The organism is Streptomyces sp. NRRL F-5630 (assembly GCF_000719475.1).
In the GTDB taxonomy this organism is placed as follows: Bacteria; Actinomycetota; Actinomycetes; order Streptomycetales; family Streptomycetaceae; genus Streptomyces.
The window spans coordinates 19146-36900 of the sequence record NZ_JOGO01000015.1; the positions used below are offsets into that span (position 1 = coordinate 19146).

Sequence of the window (17755 nt, forward strand, 5' to 3'; positions counted from 1 at the left end):
GTCCAGGCACCCCCGGCCCGGTCGGCGGTCCCGCCGGCGGTCCCGTCGCTTGCGGAAGCGAGGAGCCATGTACGACCCCGATCCCCCGTTCCGTCCGGTTCGCAGGCGCGAGGGCTATCTGCCGCTGGAGGACCTCGGTCTCATCGGGGACGGCGCGACGGCCGCGCTGGTCGGCCTGGACGGCTCGATCCCGTGGATGTGCCTGCCCCGGTTCGACTCCGACCCCCTGTTCTGCGGGCTGCTCGACCACGGCCGCGGCGGCCACTTCACCGTCTCGCCGGAGGAGGTGACCGAGGCCCGGCAGTTCTACGAGCCCGACACCGCGGTGCTGACCACGGAACTGCGGAGCGCCACCGGTGTCGTACGCCTCACCGACGCGCTGGCCGTACGCCGCGGCGCCGACCTCACGGACGACTCCCCGGCGGGCCGGAACGAACTCGTGCGCTCCGCCGTGGTCCTCTCCGGGCGGGTGCGCCTGCGGGTGGACCTGGAGCCCCGGGGCGGCGCCTCGGCGGAAGCCCTCTTCAGCGGCCTGGCGCTGCGCCCCTCGCGCAGGCCGGACCTGCGCCTGCACCTGCGCTGCAACCGCCCGCTGACCGGCCCACGCGGCACGTACGACCTCGAAGCGGGCGAACGTCTCGACCTCGTGCTGTCCTGGGGCCGCTTCCACCGCCACCACCGCTTCCAGGCCGACGCGATCCTCGCCGACACCGCCGAGGCGTGGCGGCGCTGGATGGGGCACTTCGACTACGCCGGCCCCGAGGAGGCGCTGGTGCGGCGCTCCGCCGTCACCCTGAAGCTGTGCGACGACTGGAGCAACGGCGCCCTGGTCGCCGCCCCCACCTCCGCCCTGCCGGCGCCGATCGGCGGCGTCCGCAACTGGGACTACCGCTACGCGTGGATCCGTGACGCCGCCTACGCCGTGTTCGCCCTGCGGCGCATCGGTTACACCGGTGAGGCCGACGCCTTCCTGGGCTGGGTCCTCGACGCCGTCGAGCACAGCCGCGTCCCGCGCATCATGTACAACCTCGACGGCGGCCCCGTGCCCGAGGAGACCAAGGACGCCGAACTGGAGGGCTATCGCCGCTCCGCCCCGGTGCGGTGGGGCAACGGCGCGGCCGATCAGCGCCAGCACGATCTCTACGGCGAGATCCTCGACTGCGCCGACCAGTGGCTGCGCACCGACCAGTGGCTGCGTACGGACCAGCCGGTGCCGACCGCGCTGTGGGCGGGCCTGGTGCGGCTCGCCGACACCGCGCAGGAGGCGTGGCGGCAGCCGGACCAGGGGATCTGGGAAGTGCGCAGCCCCGGCCGGGTGTTCACCTACTCGGCCGGAATGTGCCAGGTCGCCCTGGACCGCGCCGCGTCCATCGCCGAACGGCTCGGCCTGCCCGGGCCCGTGACCGGCTGGCGTGCCTCGGCCGACGAGCTGCGCCGGCTCATCCTGGAGCAGTCCTGGGACGACGGCGCGCAGACACTGAGCGCGCACCTGGACGGTGGCGGAACGCTGGACGCGAGTCTGCTCGCGCTGCCGCTGCGGCGGGTCGTACCGGCCGGCCACCCGCGGATGGTCGCGACGACCAAGGCCGTCGCGGAGCGCCTGTCGGCCGGTGACGGGCTGCTCTACCGCTACCTGCACGACGACTCGCCGGACGGTCTGCCCGGCGAGGAGGGCGCCTTCGTGCTGTGCGGCTTCTGGCTGGCCGACAACCTGACCGCCCAGGGCCGCCTCGACGAGGCCGAGGCGGTGTACGCCTCGCTGTGCGGCCGCGCGAGCACGCTCGGGCTGCTGCCGGAGCAGATCCACCCGACCACTGGAGAGTTCATGGGCAACTTCCCGCAGGCGTTCAGCCATATCGGGGTCATCGCCAGCGGCGTGAACCTCGCCCGGGCCACCCGAGCCAGGGGAGGTACGCGGACATGATCAGGCGACTGGCCGTATTCGGCGCCACGGGCGACCTCACCGCCCGCTACCTGCTGCCCGCGCTGGCCGCGCTGCGCGCCGCGGGGCACCTGCGCGACGACTTCGCGCTGACCGGCGCGAGCCAGGAGGACTGGGACACCGATCGCTTCCGCACGTGGTGCGCGGAACAGCTGGACCGGCACGGCGCCACCTGCCCCGCGGACGCGCGCGCGGCGGTCGCCGCCTCGGCGTCCTACCGCAAGGCCGACGTCACCGACGCCGCCGACCTCGCCGCGGTGGTCGCCGGCGCGGACCCGGTCGCGGTCTACCTCGCCCTTCCCCCCGCCCTCTTCCCTCGCGCGGTGACCGCGCTGCACGAGGCGGGCCTGCCGCCGGGCAGCCGTATCGTCCTGGAAAAGCCCTTCGGCGAGGACCTGGACGGCGCGCGGGAACTCAACGGGCTGCTCGCCGCGCTCCTGCCGGAGGAGTCGGTCTTCCGGGTCGACCACTTCCTCGCCATGACGACCGTCCAGAACGTCCTGGGGAGCCGACTGGCCAACCGGGTGCTCGAACCGCTCTGGAACAGCACCCACATCGAGGAAGTCGAGATCGTCTGGGACGAGACCCTCGCCCTGGAGGGCCGGGCCGGGTACTACGACGGCACCGGCGCGCTGAAGGACATGGTGCAGAACCACCTGCTGCAACTGCTGTGCCTGGTGGCCATGGAACCGCCGATCACGCTGGGCGAGCGGGACCTGCGCAACCGAAAGGTCGACGTGCTGCGGTCGGTCCGGCCGCTGACCGAGCAGGACGCCGTGCGCAGGACCCGCCGCGCTCGCTATCTGGCCGGCAGGATCGCCGGCCACGCCGTCCCCGCCTACACCGACGAGGAGGGCGTACGGGCCGAGCGGCAGACGGAGACGTTCGCCGAGGTCGAGCTGGAACTGGACAGCTGGCGCTGGTCAGGCACGACGTTCCGGCTGCGCAGCGGCAAGGCGCTCGGACGGGACCGCAAGGAGGTCGCGGTGCGCTTCCGGGCCGTGCCCCACCTCCCCTTCGGCGACGGCGGCGGAACCCGGCCCAATGTCCTGCGCTTCGGGCTGGAGCCGGAGGGGATGACCCTCGACATGACGGCCACCGGGTCGAACGCCCAGGCCCTCGCCCCGGTCTCGCTGACCGCGCCGATGCAACCGCCCGACCTGCCCGCCTACGGCAGGCTGCTGCTGGACGTCCTGACGGGTGATCCGTCGCTGTCCATCCGCGGCGACGAGGCCGAGGAGGCCTGGCGGGTGCTGACCCCGGTCCTGAGCGCGTGGCGGAAGAACCTCGTCCCCCTGGAGGAGTACGCGGCCGGCTCCGAGGGGCCGCGGCGCAGGTCAGGCGCTCCCGGGGACGCCGCATGACGGCGGGCCGTACGCGGGAGCGCGTGGCGGGCGGACGTCGGCCGCACGACGCGAGACGCCCGGCACCGGGGCGGTCGTCGCGTGCTCGCCGCCGTGTGTGGCGGGGAGGTCACCGCTGAGGCCGGCTTCGTAGCCGGTGCTGCCCGACGGCGCTTGGGGGCGGGAGGCGCCCCTGACGAGCCCGCCAGGCTCCGGCGGGAGGTGCTGGGGCGGCTGGCCGACGAGGACACGGTCGGGTTCGGCATCCATTTCGCCGACGTTCCCTTCGGCCGCGTCCAGCGCGTGGGCGACTCCTTCGCCTGGTCGGCCGTGGCCTGATGTCCTGCCGGCGGGGACCGCAGTGACGTGCGTGGCCGGGCGGTGATCAGGCAACAGGCGAGGCCGGGAAGGCTTGGCACGCCTCGTCCGGGGCGCCTCCCGCTCGGCGTGTGACGGACGCGCGGCGCGTTCGTGAGCGCGCCGCTTGTTCACGGCTGGGCGTCGGGTGGTGGTGGACGCAGGGCGGAGAAGGCCGCGCCCGCGAGGAGGTGCAGGCCCGTGCCCGCGAGGAGCGCCGCCGTCAGGGAGTGGGCCGCCAGGGTGCCCGCGAGGGCCGCGCCGAGGGCGTAGGCCGTGATCTTGAGGCTCGCGCCCGTCGTGAAGACCTGGCCGCGCAGCCCTGGCGGCGCGTCGCGGTGGCGGATCGCGAGGAGCGCGGTGAGCTGCGGGCCCTCGCCGATGCCGGTGAGCAGGACGGCGGCGACGAGCGCCCAGGGTGCGGGGACCGTGGCGAGCAGTGACGCGGTGGCGAGGACCAGGACGCTCGCGCCGAGAAGCGCGTCCGGGCGCAGCGCGGTGGGCCGGCGGGCGAGGACGGCGCCCGCCGCGAGCGCGGAGGCGGCGCTCAGGGCGAGGAGCGCTGTGCCGTGCGCCGCACCGCCCAGGAGTCGCGCCCCGAGCAGGGGCGCGCAACTGACGAAGACCCCTTGGCCTCCGCTGGAGACCGTGCTGACGAGGGTGGCGCGGGCGAGCGGGCGGGTGGTGCGCAGAGCGCGGGCGCCCGCGCCGAGGGCGGCGAGCAAACGGGGCGGCCGGGCCCTCCGGCGGCGCGGCGGGAGGCGGAGAGCGGCCGGGGCCGCGAGGAGGACGAGGGCCAGGGCCGTCGCGACGGCGACAGGCGCGCCCGCGAGGCTCGCGCACAGGCCCGCGAGAGCGGGGCCGAGGAGCGTCGCGACCGTGAAGCCGACGCCGTCGAGAGCGGCGGCGCGCGGAAGAGCCGCAGGCGGGACGAGGGCGGAAACCTGGGAGGTCCAGCCGCCGGAGAGAGCGGGACCGAGGAGCCCGGTGAGGAAAGCGAGCGCGAGGAGGAGGACGTACGGGGCCCGGCCGAGCCCGAGGAGCAGGAGGGCGAGCCCGGCCGCGTACCCGGTCAGCGCCGCCGCGAGCAGGTGGCCGGGGCGCCGCGCGCGGTCGAGGAGTACCCCGAGGACGGGGCCGCCGAGCGCCGCGCTCACGAGGAGCGCCGCGAAGAGGCCGCCGGCGCGGGCGGGGCCGCCGGTGACGCCCAGTGCCAGCAACAGCAGCGCGGGCCCCGCCATCTCGTCGCCCGTCCGGGCGAGAGCGGCGGCGAGGAGATGACGGGCGAGCGGGGACGGGCGGCGCGGCATGGCGGGGAGCGTAGAGAGGTAACGAAAAGGTGCACCAGTAGCGTTACTTTCCGACGGCACTGGAGAGGAGCACGGCGTGGAGCGGGCGGAGAGGGTGCGCCGGGTGCGGGCGGCCGGCCTGGAGCGGGCGGAGTGGCTGGGGAGGTTCGCGGACGACCGGGTCGCGGCGCGGACGGTGGCGCTGGTCAACGCGCTGCACGGGGACGGGGCGCGTCCCGCCGAGGTCGCCGCCGTCCTCCTGGAGTACGGGGAGCGGCCCCCGGTGCGGCTCACGGACGACGACGTGGCGGCGCTGCGGGTGGCGGCGGACGAGGTGCGGGAGGTCCTGATCGCGCCGGACACGGAGGCGGCCGTGGCGCGGCTCAACGCGCTGCTGGCGCGGTGCGCCGGTCCGCTCCGGCTCACGTCGCACGAGGGCACGGCGCCGTGGCACCCGCACCTCGACTCCAGCGATGACGCGCCCTGGGACGAGTGGTTCCGCGCCACCTCGGCGCTCGCGCTCCTGTCCGTCGTGTGGGAGCGGCAGGGCCCACCGGGCGCCGTCTGCGCGGCGCGCGGCTGTTCGCGCGTCCTGCTCCCGTACGGCGCGGGGCCGCAGCGCCGCTACTGCTCGCGGCGGTGCGCGACGCGGGAACGCGTGGCGGCGCACCGGGCCCGGACCGCGCCGGACATCTCACCCTCAGCTTGAGGGTTCGCGTTCACCCGTCCGGTCCCCCGCCGGTCCGTCCGCCAGTCCCTCCGCCGCCACGCGGTCGAGCGCTGCCGTCAGGCGGTCGAGGTGCGCGCGCAGGTCCTCGACCTCGTCGAGGCCGAGCCCCGTGGCCGCGGCGATGGTGCGCGGGACGCGCAGGGCGCGGGTGCGCAGGGCCGCACCCTCCGACGTGAGGCGGACGGTGACGGAGCGCTCGTCGCTCGCGAGGCGTTCGCGCCGCAGGAGTCCCGCCGCCTCCAGGCGCTTGAGCAGGGGCGAGAGGGTCCCCGTGTCGAGGCGCAGCAGCGCGCCGATGCGCTTGACGGGCAGTTCGCCGTGCTCCCACAGCACGAGCATCACGAGGTACTGCGGGTAGGTGAGCCCGAGATCCTTGAGTGCCAGCCGGTACACGCTGCCGAAGGCACGCGAGGCCGCGTTGAGGGAGAAGCAGATGTGGCGGTCGAGGCGCAGGAACTCCTCCTCGGGCACTGTCGTGTCTGTCATGGCTCCAGCGTAGCGCCACACCCCGGTTTAAGTTGTGCACAACTTAATTGTGTGCTCTACTTCTGGCACGGCAACAAGCTCACGACAGCGAAGAGGGATGGACTCCATGGACGCGATCTACACGGCGGTGGCCACGGCGAACGGGCGCGAGGGCCGCGCGGTCAGCTCGGACGGCCAGCTCGACCTCGGTCTCGCGATGCCGCCCGCCCTGGGCGGCGACGGCAAGGGCACCAACCCCGAGCAGCTCTTCGCCGCCGGTTACGCGGCCTGCTTCGCGAGCGCCCTCGGCCTGGTCTCGAAGCAGGCGGGCGCCGACACGAGCGACGCCTCCGTCACCGCCGAGGTCGGCATCGGCAAGGACGGCGCGAGCTTCGGCCTCAAGGTGACCCTGCGCGTCGAGCTTCCCGACACGATCGACGCCGAGACGGGCCAGAAGCTCGTCGAGCAGGCCCACCAGGTGTGCCCGTACTCCAAGGCCACGCGCGGCAACATCGACGTGGACCTCGTCGTCGAGTGACCCGCCGTGCGGGGCGCGTCCGCCCCGCACGGACCACGACCCGGGCCCGGAGCGCATCCCAGCGCTCCGGGCCCGAGCGGTGTACGGCGCCGCGGGTGGGCCTCGCGCGCGGCCCGTACCCCCTGGTGGGAACCTTGGTCCGTCACTGCCCCCGGCCACTCCCCCTGGCCCGCGCCCTTCGTGGAGCTTTCGCTGAGCACCGTGCCCGCCGAGATCCTGTCCGTCGCCGTCCTGCTCGGCGTGCTCTTCTTCGCCGTCGCGCGCCCGCGCGGGCTGCCCGAGGCGGCGGCGGCCGTGCCCGGGGCCGCGCTGCTCGTCGCGGTCGGCGCGGTGTCGTGGCACGCGGCCTGGGAGCAGGTGCGCACCCTGCTCCCCGTCGTCGGCTTCCTCGCCCTGATCCTGATGCTCGCCCAGCTCTGCGCCGCCGACGGTCTCTTCCAGGTGGCCGGGGCCTGGGTGGCGCGCTGGTGCGGGGGCAGCGCGACCCGGATGCTCGGCGGTGTCTTCGCGGTCGCGGCGGTCGTGACGGCGGCCCTGAGCCTGGACGCGACGGTCGTCCTGCTCACGCCGGTGGTCTTCGCGACCGCGGCGCACGCCGGGGCCCGGCCGCGCCCGCAGGTCTACGCGACCGCGCACCTCGCCAACGCCGCCTCGCTCCTGCTGCCCGTCTCCAACCTCACCAACCTCCTCGCCTTCTCGGCGAGCGGCCTGAGCTTCCTCGGCTTCGCCGGGCTCATGGCGGTGCCCTGGCTCGTCGCCATCCTGCTGGAGTACGGGGTCTTCCGGGCGTACTTCCGCAAGGACCTCGCCGCCGGGGTCACCGCCGGAGAGCGGCCGGCCACCCCGCGCGCGCCCCGCTTCACGTTCGTCGTGGTCGGGCTCACGCTCGCCGGTTTCTTCCTCACCTCGCTCGCGGGGCTCGAACCGGCCTGGGCCGCCCTCGGCGGGGTCGTCGTGCTCGGGGGACGCGCCCTCGTCCGGGGGCGTACGACGCCGCGCCGCCTCGTCGCCTCCGCCGCCCCGCTCTTCTGCCTCTTCGTCCTCGCCCTCGGCGTCGTCGTGCAGGCGGTCGTGAGCAACGGGCTGGAGCACGGGCTCGGACACCTCGTCCCCGCCGGGGACTCCTTCGTCGCGCTGCTCGCCGTCGCCGGGCTCGCCGCACTCCTCGCCAACGTCATCAACAACCTCCCCGCCGTGCTCGCGCTCCTGCCGATCGTGGCCCCGGGCGGCGCGGGGCCCGTGCTGGCCGCGCTCATCGGCGTCAACCTCGGGCCGAACCTGACCTACGCGGGCTCGCTCGCCACGCTGTTGTGGCGCCGCGTCCTGCACGACCACGGGGAACGCGCCTCGCTCGGCGCCTTCACGCGGCTCGGCCTCCTCACCGTGCCGCTCACGCTCGCCGGGGCGACGGCCGCGCTCTGGGCGGGGCTGCGGCTGGGGCTCGGCTGAGCGGAGCGGCGGCCAGCCCTCACCTCGCGACACACCTCATATAAAAGCGGATAAACGCGATCAAATGACCGTGGGCGCTTAGTCTGCCGCCGTGAACAGGCAGCACACGAGGACGTACACGAGACGGATCCGGCTCGGCCTCCCGGCCGCGACACTCGGCCTCGCCGCGGCGGCCGTCGCGACCGCCTGGTCCCCGGCGCAGGCGGCGGAGACCACCCCGCCCGTGCCCGGGGCCGGGCAACGGGCGCACGCGCGACTCGCCGGACTCACGCTCGCACCCGTCGCCCCGCTCGGCATCGGCCCCTTCGACGGCACGTACGGGATCGCGGACGCGCCCCGCGCGGGCGCTCCCGACAACGGCGACTTCACCGACCCGGACGGGGTGCTCCGGTACCTGACCGTGACGGGCCGGAAGGTCGCCCGCGCCGCCGACGCCGGCGCGCGAGCGCAGGTCCCGGGCGTGAGCCTGAGGCTCGGCGGGACCGAGTGGGCCGCGGTCCGGCCGGAGGCGGGCCCGCTCGACACCTACGCCGAGTGCACCCCACCGCCCCAAGGCCCGTCCGCCCGCGCCTACGCGCGGGCCGGGGCGTGGGAGGCCGAGGTCCTCGGTCATCCCGTCCCGCGCGGCACCACGACCCTCCAGGTGACGGGCGCCGAGCTGAAGCATCCTTCGACGATCGGGACCGGCACGCTCACGGTGACCTACGAGGAGTACCGGCAACCGCTGGACGGGGGCCCCGAGCGCGCGCACGCGGCGCGCGCGGGGGTCCGGATGCGGGTGACGGGCACGCTCAGGAGCGTGCGGGGCGACATCGCCTATCAGGGCCAGATCCTGGACCTGAGGCTCGGCGAGGTGACGGCCGACTGCGCGCCGACGACCTCACCCGCGCCGGTCCCGGCTCCGGCCGGGGGCTCCCCGACACACGCGCTCACCGGCCCGGCTTCGCCCACGCCGGTGTCCTCCCCGACGCCCACGCACGCCCCGAGCCGGTCCGCAGTCCCGCCCGCGCCGGGTGCGCCCGCCGCCATGGGCGGAACCGCGACCGGCGCCCTGCCGGGCGGCCCCGGCTTGCTCGTGGGGACCGGCACCCCTCTCGCGATGTGGCTGATCGGCCTCTCGGCGACTCTGGTCGTCGGGGGCACGGGCCTCGTCCTGCGCGCCCGCAGGGACATCCGCTCCTGAGGGTCCCGGACGCGCCGGAGCCCCCGTCCCAGCGCGGTACGGGGGCTCCGTGGCACGGCCGCCCGGAGTGCGGCGGCGGCCTCAGCCCTGGCGGGCCTTCTGGCGGGGGTCCTTGCGGTTGAGGACGTAGACGCGGCCGCGCCGGCGGACCACCTGGGAACCGGGACGGCTCTTGAGGGCGCGGAGCGAGTTGCGTACCTTCACGGCGCCACCTTTCGCTGCGGGGCGGGGCTATGGGACACCCAGCCGACGATGTGCATGACAACCACGCGCGCGGGCGGCGCATTCCCGCCCGCCGGTCCCCACCGCGCCGCCTCCCCCGTCCCGCCTATCCCTGCCCCCAGAACACCTCACGCCCGCGCTCGTCCCGCGCCCTTCCGGCGCCGTCCCGCCACCACGTCCGCGACCGCGACGAGCAGCGCGGCGACGACGAAGCCGACCGAGACGATGAGGCCGTGGTCGTAGGCGTTCGACCAGCCGTCGTCCGCGAGGCGGCCGAAGAAGACGGAGCCCACGGCGGCGATGCCGATCGCCGAGCCGACGCGCTGCCCCGTCTGGAGGGCGCCGCCCGCGCTGCCCGCCCTGCGCACCGGTACCTCCGAAAGGGTGAGGGTCTGGTTCGGCGAGATGACGAGACCGCTGCCGAGACCGGCGAAGAGCAGTGGGGCGATGAGGGCCCAGCCGATGCCCTTGCCGGTCACCTGGTGCACCACGAAGGCCGTGCACGCGAGGCCGATCGCGACCATGAGCAGCCCCGCGACGACGAGCGGGCGCCCGAGCCGGTCGACGAACCGGCCGCCGATCCCCGCCGAGAGTCCCGAACCGAGCGCGAAGGGCGTGAGCGTGAGCCCCGCCTGGAGCGCCGTGTAGTGCAGTCCGCTCTGGAGGTAGAGCGTGCTCACGAAGAAGATCGATGTGAATCCCGCGAAGTAGAGCAGGCCCAGCGAGGAACCGAGCGCGTACGAGCGCACCCGGTAGAGCGCGAGGTCGAGCAGCGGCTCGGCGCCCGAGCGCGTGCAGCGCCGCTCCCACCACGCGAAGGCGGCGAGCAGCACGGCGGAGACCACGAGCAGCAGGTACTTCTCGTCGCCGGGCCACTGCCGGGACTGCACGAAGGGCAGCAGCAGCGCGACCACACCCGCGCCGAGCAGCAGCACCCCCACGGGATCGAGTGCGCGCAGCCGCACCCCGCGCGCGCCCGGTGTGTCGGGGAGGAGCCGGTGGGCGAGGACGAGGCAGAGCGCGCCGATCGGCAGGTTCACGTAGAAGACCCAGCGCCAGCCCTCGTCGGGGCCCGCCGCCTGGATGAGGAGGCCGCCGAGCAGCGGTCCGACCGCCGTCGAGATGCCGACGACCGAGCCGAAGGCGCCGAACGCCTTGCCGCGCTCCCTGCCCCGGAACATCTGCTGGATGAGCGCGGAGATCTGCGGCGCGACGAGCCCGCCGGCGACGCCCTGGACGAGCCGCGAGATCACGAGCCACAGGCTCGACTGCGCGGCCCCGCAGGACGCGGAGGCGAGCGTGAACAGGACGAGCCCGGTCATGAACACGCGCCGCCTGCCGCGCGCGTCGCCGAGCCGGCCCGAGGGGACGAGGAAGAGGCCGAAGGAGAGCGCGTAGCCGGACAGGACCCACTGCAGGTCCGACTCGGGGGTGTGGAGACCCGTGCGGATCGAGGGGAGCGCCACGTTCACGATCGACACGTCGAGGAGCGTCATGAACCCGGCGACCAGACAGACGGCGAGGGCCTTCCACCGGTTGGGGTCCGGTGTGTACTCCTCCTCCTGGGCCGGGGAAGCCGGTTCCTGCTGGGCCACGTGAACTCCTCTGTGCGTCGGACGGGCGGGCTCCGTGCCGCGGATGACCGCAGGTCGCGCGGCGGCCTGGCTGCGCGTACCCCGATTCTGTGCCGGTGCGCGCTCCCCCGCACCGCCGGTGGGCGCGGTCCTCGCCCGGTTCGGGGCGGGCACGTGGTCTGCTGACGGAGCGCGGGCGGAGGGAAGTCCCGCGCGGCGGGTGGCAGGGCACGCCACCTCGGGAACCAGGGAACGGAGTCCCACGTGAAGGAGCCGGGGAGCGGGAGCACCCGTGCCGTCGGTCCGCGCACGGCGGGCGTCCCGCTGTGGCCGCTGCTCGCGCTGAGCCTCGCCTCGGGCGCCGTCGACGCGCTCGCCGTGGTGGCGCTGGGCGGCGCCTTCGCGGGGGTCATGACGGGCAACCTCGTCTTCCTCGGGGTGGCCCTCGGCGGCGCGGGGCTGCCGGAAGGCGTCGTCGCCCCGGCGGCGGCCGTCGGCGGGTACGTGCTCGGGACGGTGTGCGCGGCGCCCGCGCTGCGGGCGCGGTGGGGCGGACCGCTGCGGGTGCTCGCGGCCGAGGCGGTGGTGCTCGCGGCCGTCGCCGCGGTGTGGGCGGCGGGGTGGCCGACGGGGAGCGAGGCGTACGTGCTGCTCGCGGCGCTCGCGGCGGCGATGGGCGCGCAGGCGTCCGCCGTCCTCGCGCTCGGCCCCTCGGGCGCGCCGACGACGTTCTTCACGAGCACCCTCACGACGCTCCTGCTCGATCTGGCGCGCGGAGGGGGGCTCCGGCGGGCCGCCGGACCGGCGGCACGGCTGTGCGCCCTCGTCCTCGGCGCGGCGCTCACCGCGCTCCTGCTCCGCACGGCGCGGGCATGGGCAGCGGTCCTCCCCGCGGCCATCCTCGTCGTGACGATGGCGGCGCTCGGGCTCGTACGGGCTCTGCGGCCCGGGGCCGTAGGGGCCTTGCGGCCCGGACGCGGACAGGCACCGTCCGAGGACTGACCGGCACCACGGCCGACCGGCGCCTCGTGCCCGTTTTGCGCCCGTGTGCGGGTGGCCCCAGCCTGGAGGCATGACCCCACGCACCCCCGGCGACACCACGGACACGCATCCCGTACCCGCGCACACGTCGGGCCCGGACGGCACCATCGTCCGCTACGGCGACGACGGTGCGGGGCGGGTCCTGAGCGTGTACCTCGATCCGCGCTGCCCGTACTGCAAGCGCATGGAGAACGGGCTCGGCATGGTCATCCAGGAGGCGGCCGACGCGGGGCGCTTCCGCGTCGAGTACCACTTCGCGACCTTCATCGACGACGGCGCGGGCGGCAGCGGCTCGCTGCACGCGCTCGCGGCCCTCGGCGCGGCGCTCGACGAGGGTCCAGGACCGTTCGTGCTCTTCCTGCGGCTGCTCTTCGCCGAGCAGCCGCCCGAGGAGGACGATCGCTTCGCGGACGACGACCTGCTCGTCCGGCTCGCGGCCGAGGTGCCCGGGCTCGGCGAGGACGGCTTCGCGGACAAGGTACGGGCGGGGACGTACCGGCCCTGGGCACGGTCCGTGGCCCAGGCTTTCGTGGACAGCTCGGTGCACGCGACACCCACCGTGCTCCTCGACGGCGAGCCGGTCGCGGTGCTCGGGCCCGGCGGCTACCCGGTCACGCCGGAGTCGTTCCTCGCGCAGGTGTCGTGAGCCGCACGGCGCGGGTGTCCCGCGCCGTGCGGCGGAATGCGGGTGTTCCACCGCCGTACGGCGGGTACGTGGTCCCGCACGGCCGGACGTCCTCCCGCCGAGTGGCCGGGTGGCGTGGGGCCGACGAAGATTGACGGACAGGACGCGCGGCCGCACACGCCGCGCCGACACCGAGGAGGCCGCAGATGGCAGGCGAGAAGAACCCGGAGGAGCTGCCCCACGTCGTCACTCCCGACGACGAACTGCACACGGGTGCGGACCAGGAGGTGACGCCCGAGGATCTCGTCCAGGCCACCGGTCGCGACGTGACTCCCGAGAACCTGGAATGGGCGCGCAAGAAGCTCGCCGAGGAGGGCCGCGAGGCCATCGAGCGGCTGCTGCCCTGAGCGGCGCAGGGCACGGACGGAGGGTGGTTCCCGCTGGCGGGAGCCGCCTCTTCGTCGCATCCCGGTGCGGTCAGCCGCCCGGCGTCGGCCACGACTGGGCCGCCGCCCAGTCCGCGTAGGAGGTCCAGGGGATCCCGGGGAACGCGGCGCGCAGCGCGGGGATGTCGACCTGGTAGCCCACCTCGGCGAGGTACGCGTACATCGCCCCCATGTCGGCGCTCGCGCTCGCCACCGCCTCCAGCGGGATCTGCCGGTAGTCGACCTGCCCGCCCGCCGCCCGGCCGATGTCGCGGGCCATCTCGGCGGGGGTCGGGTCGTCGCCCGCGACCTCGATGCGCTGCCCGCGCCAGCGCACCGGGTCGTCGAGCACGGAGGCGACGAGCCGGCCGAGGTCGGCGCGGGCGACCTGCTGGAGGCGCCTGTCCGGCGGCAGCGCCATCGTGATCTCGCCGTCCGCGACCTCCTGGAGTTCGCCGAAGACGTTGTCGTAGAAGTACGTGGGCGCGACGACCGTCGCGGGGAGTCCCGAGGCGGCGAGGATCTTCTCGGTGTGCGCCTTGGTCTCGAAGTGCGGGATGCCGGTCCCCCGGTCTGCGCTCGCGACCGAGGCCATGACGAGGAAGGGCAGCGCGGAGCGGGCGGCGGCGTCGATGATCGCGACGCCCTGCGCCTTCTCGGCGTCGAGGCCCGCCTCGAAGGGGGTCGTGACGGCGAAGGCGGCGGCCGCGCCCTGGAAGGCGGCGGCGAGCGCGTCGGTGTCCTCCAGGTCGGCGCCGACCACCTCGACACCGGAGGCCGCGAGCGCACGCGCCCTGGTGTGCCCCGGATCGCGCACGACGGCCCGCACGGGCCGCCCCGCCTCGCGCAGTGCCGTGACGACGGCACCGCCCTGTCCTCCGGTCGCCCCGAGTACGGCGATCTTCATCGCACACCCTTCCTGCCGCTCCACACCACCGGAAATCCCCGCCGACGCGTGCCCCGTCCCGCCCGAGCCCGCACGCACCCCCACCCTCGTCCCCCGGGGGCCGCCGGGCCAGGGGAGCGTGCCGAACGGGCGAGCGGGCGGCCGGGCGAGCCCCTCCCCCGCCCAGGGCTCCCACCCGACCGGGCGCGACCAGGCCGGTGAGGCCCCGCTGCCGGTCTCCCGGCCCGGGGCGCCCGCCCACCCACGCTGTCGCGCCCGACGTGGGCGTCCCGGCGAGGGAACCGGGACCACCCGGCTTTCCCCCGCCGCCGTGATCCGCCGCCTCCCCGGATGCCCACCGCTCGCGTCCCGTCCCCCGGCACGGCAAGCTGTCGGACACCGGCCGCGGTGGGCGGAGCGGGTGAGGGGAGAGCGATGAGCGAGAAGAGGGCCGCGGCCGAGGTGAGCGATCACCCCGAGGCGGACCGGTACGAGGCGACGATCGACGGCGAGGTCGCGGGGTTCGCCCAGTACATCCGCACGAAGGACCTCATCGCCTTCGTGCACACCGTCGTCGAGCCCGCCTTCGAGGGCCGGGGCGTGGGCAGCGCGCTCGTGAGGACGTCGCTCGACGAGGCGCGCGCCGCAGGGGTCTCGGTGCTCGCGGTGTGCCCCTTCTACTCCGGCTGGATCGCCCGGCACCCCGAGTACCAGGACCTGCTCTACGCGGAGCGGAGCAAGGTCACCGACTGAGCCACGGGCGAGGGGCCCCGAAGCGACGAGGCCGAGGAGCTGAGCGATGCCGGACGTTCGACAGACGGCGGAAAGCGCCGAGGTGGTCGGACGCCGCCCGAGCGGGGCGCTCCCGTGCCAGCGGCCGGGCCACCCGGAGCGGGCGCGCGTGCCGAGACGCCTCGCGCCGCCCGAGGACGGGGTGCTCCCCCCGCGCGGTGACCTCGCCGTCGCGACGCCGCGGGGGGAGCGGCGCGAGACGCGCTCCCCGTGGGGCGCCCGCGGCCACTCGGCGCACCGCCCCTTGCGCGACCGGGCGGGGAGCCGCCGCGCGGCGCACGGCTGAGGGCCGACCGGCCCCGAGGAGAGGGGCCGGTCGGCCCGCGTGCCGGGGCGGGTGGGGGGGAACGGGGAGGGAGCGGGTGCGGTGCCGTCGGCCGCCCCGGCGACCAGCGGCCACGCGCCGAGGCCGTGACCGACAGGTGTCACCAACCGCCGTGCTGAGAGGCTTGCGATGCAGGAATTCACGTACGAGACACCGGCCCCCGTGGCACCCGAGCTTTCGGACACGGAGCTGGAGGCGCTGCTGGCGCACTGGCGGGCCGCCAACTACCTGGCCGTCGGGCAGGTCTACCTCATGGACAACCCGCTGCTGCGGGAGCCGCTGCGCCCGGAGCAGATCAAGCCCCGCCTCCTCGGCCACTGGGGCACGGTCCCCGGGCTCAACCTCGTGTACACGCACCTCAACCGGCTGATCCGGCTGCGCCGGCAGCAGGCGGTGTGCATCTGGGGGCCGGGGCACGGTGGTCCCGGCGTCCTCGCGAACAGCTGGCTGGAGGGCTCGTACTCGGACATCTATCCGGACGTCAGCCGCGACGAGCCGGGCATGAAGCGCCTGTTCAAGCAGTTCTCGTTCCCCGGCGGGGTGCCGAGCCACGTCTCCCCGGAGCTGCCGGGCTCGATCCACGAGGGCGGGGAGCTGGGGTACTCGCTGCTGCACGCGTACGGCGCCGCCTTCGACAACCCGGACCTGCTCGTCGCCTGCGTCATCGGTGACGGCGAGTCGGAGACCGGCCCGCTCGCGGGCTCCTGGCACTCCAACAAGTTCCTCGACCCGGTGCACGACGGCGCGGTCCTGCCGATCCTGCACCTCAACGGCTACAAGATCGCCAACCCGACCATCCTCGCGCGCCTGCCCGAGACGGAACTGCACGACCTCCTGCGCGGGTACGGGTACCGGCCGATCGAGGTCGTGGGCGACGACCCGGCGCACGTGCACCGGCAGATGGCCGGGGCGCTCGCGCAGGCGGTCGGCAGGATCGACGAGATCCAGGCCGAGGCGCGCAGGGGCCGTTCCACGGACCGGGCGCACTGGCCGATGATCGTCCTGCGCACGCCGAAGGGCTGGACGGGCCCGGAGATGGTCGGCGGGCTGCCGGTCGAGGGCACGTGGCGCGCGCACCAGGTGCCGCTCGCCGAGGTGCGCACGGACCCGGAGCACCTGCGCCAGCTGGAGGAGTGGATGCGCTCCTACCGGCCCGAGGAGCTGTTCGACGAGCGGGGCCGGCCGCGCGCGCGGGTCCTGGAGTGCGTGCCGGACGGCGATCTGCGGCTCGGCTCCAGTCCGCACGCGAACGGCGGACGGCTCACGCGTTCCCTGCCCGCTCCCCCGCTGGAGGACTTCGCCGTCACGGTCGAACGGCCGGGTGCGAGCACGCACGAGCCGACCCGGGTGCTCGGCCAGTACCTCGCGCGGATCATGGACCTCACGGCGGACCGGCGGGACTTCCGCCTCATGGGGCCGGACGAGACGGCGTCGAACCGGCTGGGCGCCGTGTACGACGTGACGGCGAAGACGTGGCAGGAGGAGATCCTGCCGGTCGACGAGCACCTGACGCGCGACGGGCGGGTCATGGAGGTGCTCTCGGAGCACATGTGCCAGGGCTGGCTGGAGGGGTACACCCTGACCGGCAGGCACGGCATGTTCTCCACGTACGAGGCGTTCGCGCACATCATCGACTCGATGGCCAATCAGCACATCAAGTGGCTGGGCACCGCGCGGAAGCTGCCCTGGCGGGCGCCGGTGCCGTCCCTCAACTACCTGCTCTCCTCCCACGTGTGGCGGCAGGACCACAACGGCTTCTCGCACCAGGACCCGGGCTTCATCGACCACGTGCTCAACAAGAGCCCCGAGGTCGTACGGGTCTATCTGCCGCCGGACGCCAACACCGCCCTGTCCACGGCCGAGCACGTGCTCCAGAGCCGCGAGTACGTCAACGTCGTGATGGCAGGGAAGCAGCCCTCCTTCGACTGGCTGACGCTCGACGAGGCGCGGGGGCACTGCGCGCGCGGCGCCGGGATCTGGGAGTGGGCGGGCACCGAGGAGGGGCGCCTGCCCGATGTCGTGCTCGCCTGCGCCGGGGACACCCCGACGCTGGAGATCCTGGCCGCCGCGCAGATCCTGCGGCAGCGGCTCCCGGAGCTGGCGGTCAGGGTCGTGAACGTCGTGGACCTCGCCCGGCTCCTCCCGGCGAGCGAGCACCCGCACGGTATGCCCGACGCCGACTTCGACGGCCTCTTCACGAAGGACAAGCCGGTCATCTTCGCGTACCACGGCTACCCGTGGCTGATCCACCGGCTCGCCTACCGCCGTGCCGTCCACCCTCACCTGCACGTGCGCGGATACAAGGAGCGCGGGACCACGACGACGCCGTTCGACATGGTCGTCCTCAACGACCTCGACCGCTACCGGCTCGTGATGGACGTCATCGACCGCGTGCCGGGGCTGGCGCAGCGGCAGGCGGCGCTGCGCCAGGAGGTGGCGGACACGCGCACGCGGCACCGCGCGTGGGTCCGGGAGTACGGTGAGGACCTGCCCGAAGTGGCGCAGTGGCACTGGGAAGGGTGAGTCCGGCGATGGCCGACGGCGCGGACGCGGTGAACGGCCGGGCGAC

At 74.9% G+C, this 17755-nt stretch carries 17 protein-coding genes; 12 read left to right on the plus strand and 5 right to left on the minus strand.

What is annotated here, in order from left to right:
- Positions 1 to 67: 67 nt before the first annotated feature.
- Together IF99_RS0109685 and IF99_RS0109690 are read left to right on the plus strand one after the other, a co-directional pair.
- Positions 68 to 1924, plus strand: coding sequence for a glycoside hydrolase family 15 protein (locus tag IF99_RS0109685; protein WP_030995973.1), 1857 nt, complete (start codon positions 68 to 70; stop codon positions 1922 to 1924).
- On the plus strand, positions 1921 to 3306 hold the full coding sequence (locus IF99_RS0109690) for a glucose-6-phosphate dehydrogenase (protein WP_030995974.1): 1386 nt from the start codon (positions 1921 to 1923) through the stop codon (positions 3304 to 3306). The genes IF99_RS0109685 and IF99_RS0109690 overlap by 4 nt, the downstream gene beginning before the upstream one ends.
- Before the next feature lie 467 nt (positions 3307 to 3773).
- Here IF99_RS0109690 and IF99_RS0109700 read toward each other — a convergent pair whose 3' ends face one another.
- The gene (locus IF99_RS0109700; RefSeq protein ID WP_030995976.1) at positions 3774 to 4952 is read right to left on the minus strand and encodes an MFS transporter; all 1179 of its coding nucleotides are present in this window, start codon (positions 4950 to 4952) and stop codon (positions 3774 to 3776) included.
- A gap of 76 nt (positions 4953 to 5028) precedes the next feature.
- Here IF99_RS0109700 and IF99_RS0109705 point away from each other — a divergent pair, with 76 nt between their 5' ends.
- Complete coding sequence (locus tag IF99_RS0109705) at positions 5029 to 5640, plus strand: CGNR zinc finger domain-containing protein (protein ID WP_030995977.1); 612 nt, start codon at positions 5029 to 5031, stop codon at positions 5638 to 5640.
- On the opposite strand, the gene IF99_RS0109710 is transcribed toward IF99_RS0109705, so the two are convergent.
- Positions 5632 to 6147: a MarR family winged helix-turn-helix transcriptional regulator gene (locus tag IF99_RS0109710; RefSeq protein ID WP_030995978.1), complete on the minus strand. Its 516-nt coding sequence runs from the start codon at positions 6145 to 6147 to the stop codon at positions 5632 to 5634. The two genes, IF99_RS0109705 and IF99_RS0109710, sit on opposite strands and share 9 nt — an antisense overlap.
- A 106-nt stretch (positions 6148 to 6253) precedes the next feature.
- Between IF99_RS0109710 and IF99_RS0109715 the strand changes: the two genes are divergently transcribed.
- The 3 genes from IF99_RS0109715 to IF99_RS0109725 all read left to right on the plus strand — a co-directional run bounded on the left by IF99_RS0109715 (position 6254) and on the right by IF99_RS0109725 (position 9296).
- The gene (locus tag IF99_RS0109715; RefSeq protein ID WP_030995979.1) at positions 6254 to 6664 is read left to right on the plus strand and encodes an organic hydroperoxide resistance protein; all 411 of its coding nucleotides are present in this window, start codon (positions 6254 to 6256) and stop codon (positions 6662 to 6664) included.
- Positions 6665 to 6856: 192 nt separating this feature from the next.
- Positions 6857 to 8113: an SLC13 family permease gene (locus IF99_RS0109720; protein ID WP_037826698.1), complete on the plus strand. Its 1257-nt coding sequence runs from the start codon at positions 6857 to 6859 to the stop codon at positions 8111 to 8113.
- Positions 8114 to 8204: 91 nt separating this feature from the next.
- A complete protein-coding gene (locus tag IF99_RS0109725) occupies positions 8205 to 9296 on the plus strand; it encodes a hypothetical protein (protein WP_030995981.1) in 1092 nt (363 codons plus the stop codon).
- Positions 9297 to 9377: 81 nt separating this feature from the next.
- Here IF99_RS0109725 and ykgO read toward each other — a convergent pair whose 3' ends face one another.
- Both ykgO and IF99_RS0109735 read right to left on the minus strand, forming a co-directional pair.
- Complete coding sequence (gene ykgO / locus IF99_RS0109730) at positions 9378 to 9500, minus strand: type B 50S ribosomal protein L36 (protein WP_030995982.1); 123 nt, start codon at positions 9498 to 9500, stop codon at positions 9378 to 9380.
- A 146-nt stretch (positions 9501 to 9646) separates the two neighbouring features.
- Positions 9647 to 11113, minus strand: coding sequence for an MFS transporter (locus IF99_RS0109735; RefSeq protein ID WP_030995983.1), 1467 nt, complete (start codon positions 11111 to 11113; stop codon positions 9647 to 9649).
- A 243-nt stretch (positions 11114 to 11356) separates the two neighbouring features.
- Here IF99_RS0109735 and IF99_RS0109740 point away from each other — a divergent pair, with 243 nt between their 5' ends.
- The 3 genes from IF99_RS0109740 (at position 11357) to IF99_RS0109750 (ending at position 13165) form a co-directional block, all read left to right on the plus strand.
- Positions 11357 to 12094 carry a DUF1275 family protein gene (locus IF99_RS0109740; RefSeq protein WP_030995984.1) on the plus strand — a complete coding sequence of 246 codons (738 nt, stop codon included), beginning with the start codon at positions 11357 to 11359 and terminating at the stop codon, positions 12092 to 12094.
- A 70-nt stretch (positions 12095 to 12164) separates the two neighbouring features.
- Positions 12165 to 12779 carry a DsbA family protein gene (locus tag IF99_RS0109745; RefSeq protein WP_030995985.1) on the plus strand — a complete coding sequence of 205 codons (615 nt, stop codon included), beginning with the start codon at positions 12165 to 12167 and terminating at the stop codon, positions 12777 to 12779.
- Between the two features lie 185 nt (positions 12780 to 12964).
- Positions 12965 to 13165 (plus strand): hypothetical protein, encoded by a 201-nt coding sequence (locus IF99_RS0109750; protein WP_030995986.1) that lies wholly within the window; start codon positions 12965 to 12967, stop codon positions 13163 to 13165.
- A 70-nt stretch (positions 13166 to 13235) separates the two neighbouring features.
- On the opposite strand, the gene IF99_RS0109755 is transcribed toward IF99_RS0109750, so the two are convergent.
- On the minus strand, positions 13236 to 14090 hold the full coding sequence (locus tag IF99_RS0109755) for an NmrA family NAD(P)-binding protein (RefSeq protein WP_030995987.1): 855 nt from the start codon (positions 14088 to 14090) through the stop codon (positions 13236 to 13238).
- Positions 14091 to 14504: 414 nt separating this feature from the next.
- On the opposite strand from IF99_RS0109755, the gene IF99_RS0109760 reads away from it, so the two are divergent.
- From IF99_RS0109760 to IF99_RS0109770, 3 genes are all read left to right on the plus strand, one after another.
- Positions 14505 to 14822, plus strand: coding sequence for a GNAT family N-acetyltransferase (locus IF99_RS0109760; RefSeq protein ID WP_030995988.1), 318 nt, complete (start codon positions 14505 to 14507; stop codon positions 14820 to 14822).
- A gap of 46 nt (positions 14823 to 14868) precedes the next feature.
- Positions 14869 to 15147 carry a hypothetical protein gene (locus IF99_RS0109765; protein ID WP_051703427.1) on the plus strand — a complete coding sequence of 93 codons (279 nt, stop codon included), beginning with the start codon at positions 14869 to 14871 and terminating at the stop codon, positions 15145 to 15147.
- Positions 15148 to 15315: 168 nt separating this feature from the next.
- The gene (locus tag IF99_RS0109770; RefSeq protein ID WP_030995990.1) at positions 15316 to 17709 is read left to right on the plus strand and encodes a phosphoketolase; all 2394 of its coding nucleotides are present in this window, start codon (positions 15316 to 15318) and stop codon (positions 17707 to 17709) included.
- Positions 17710 to 17755: the final 46 nt, after the last annotated feature.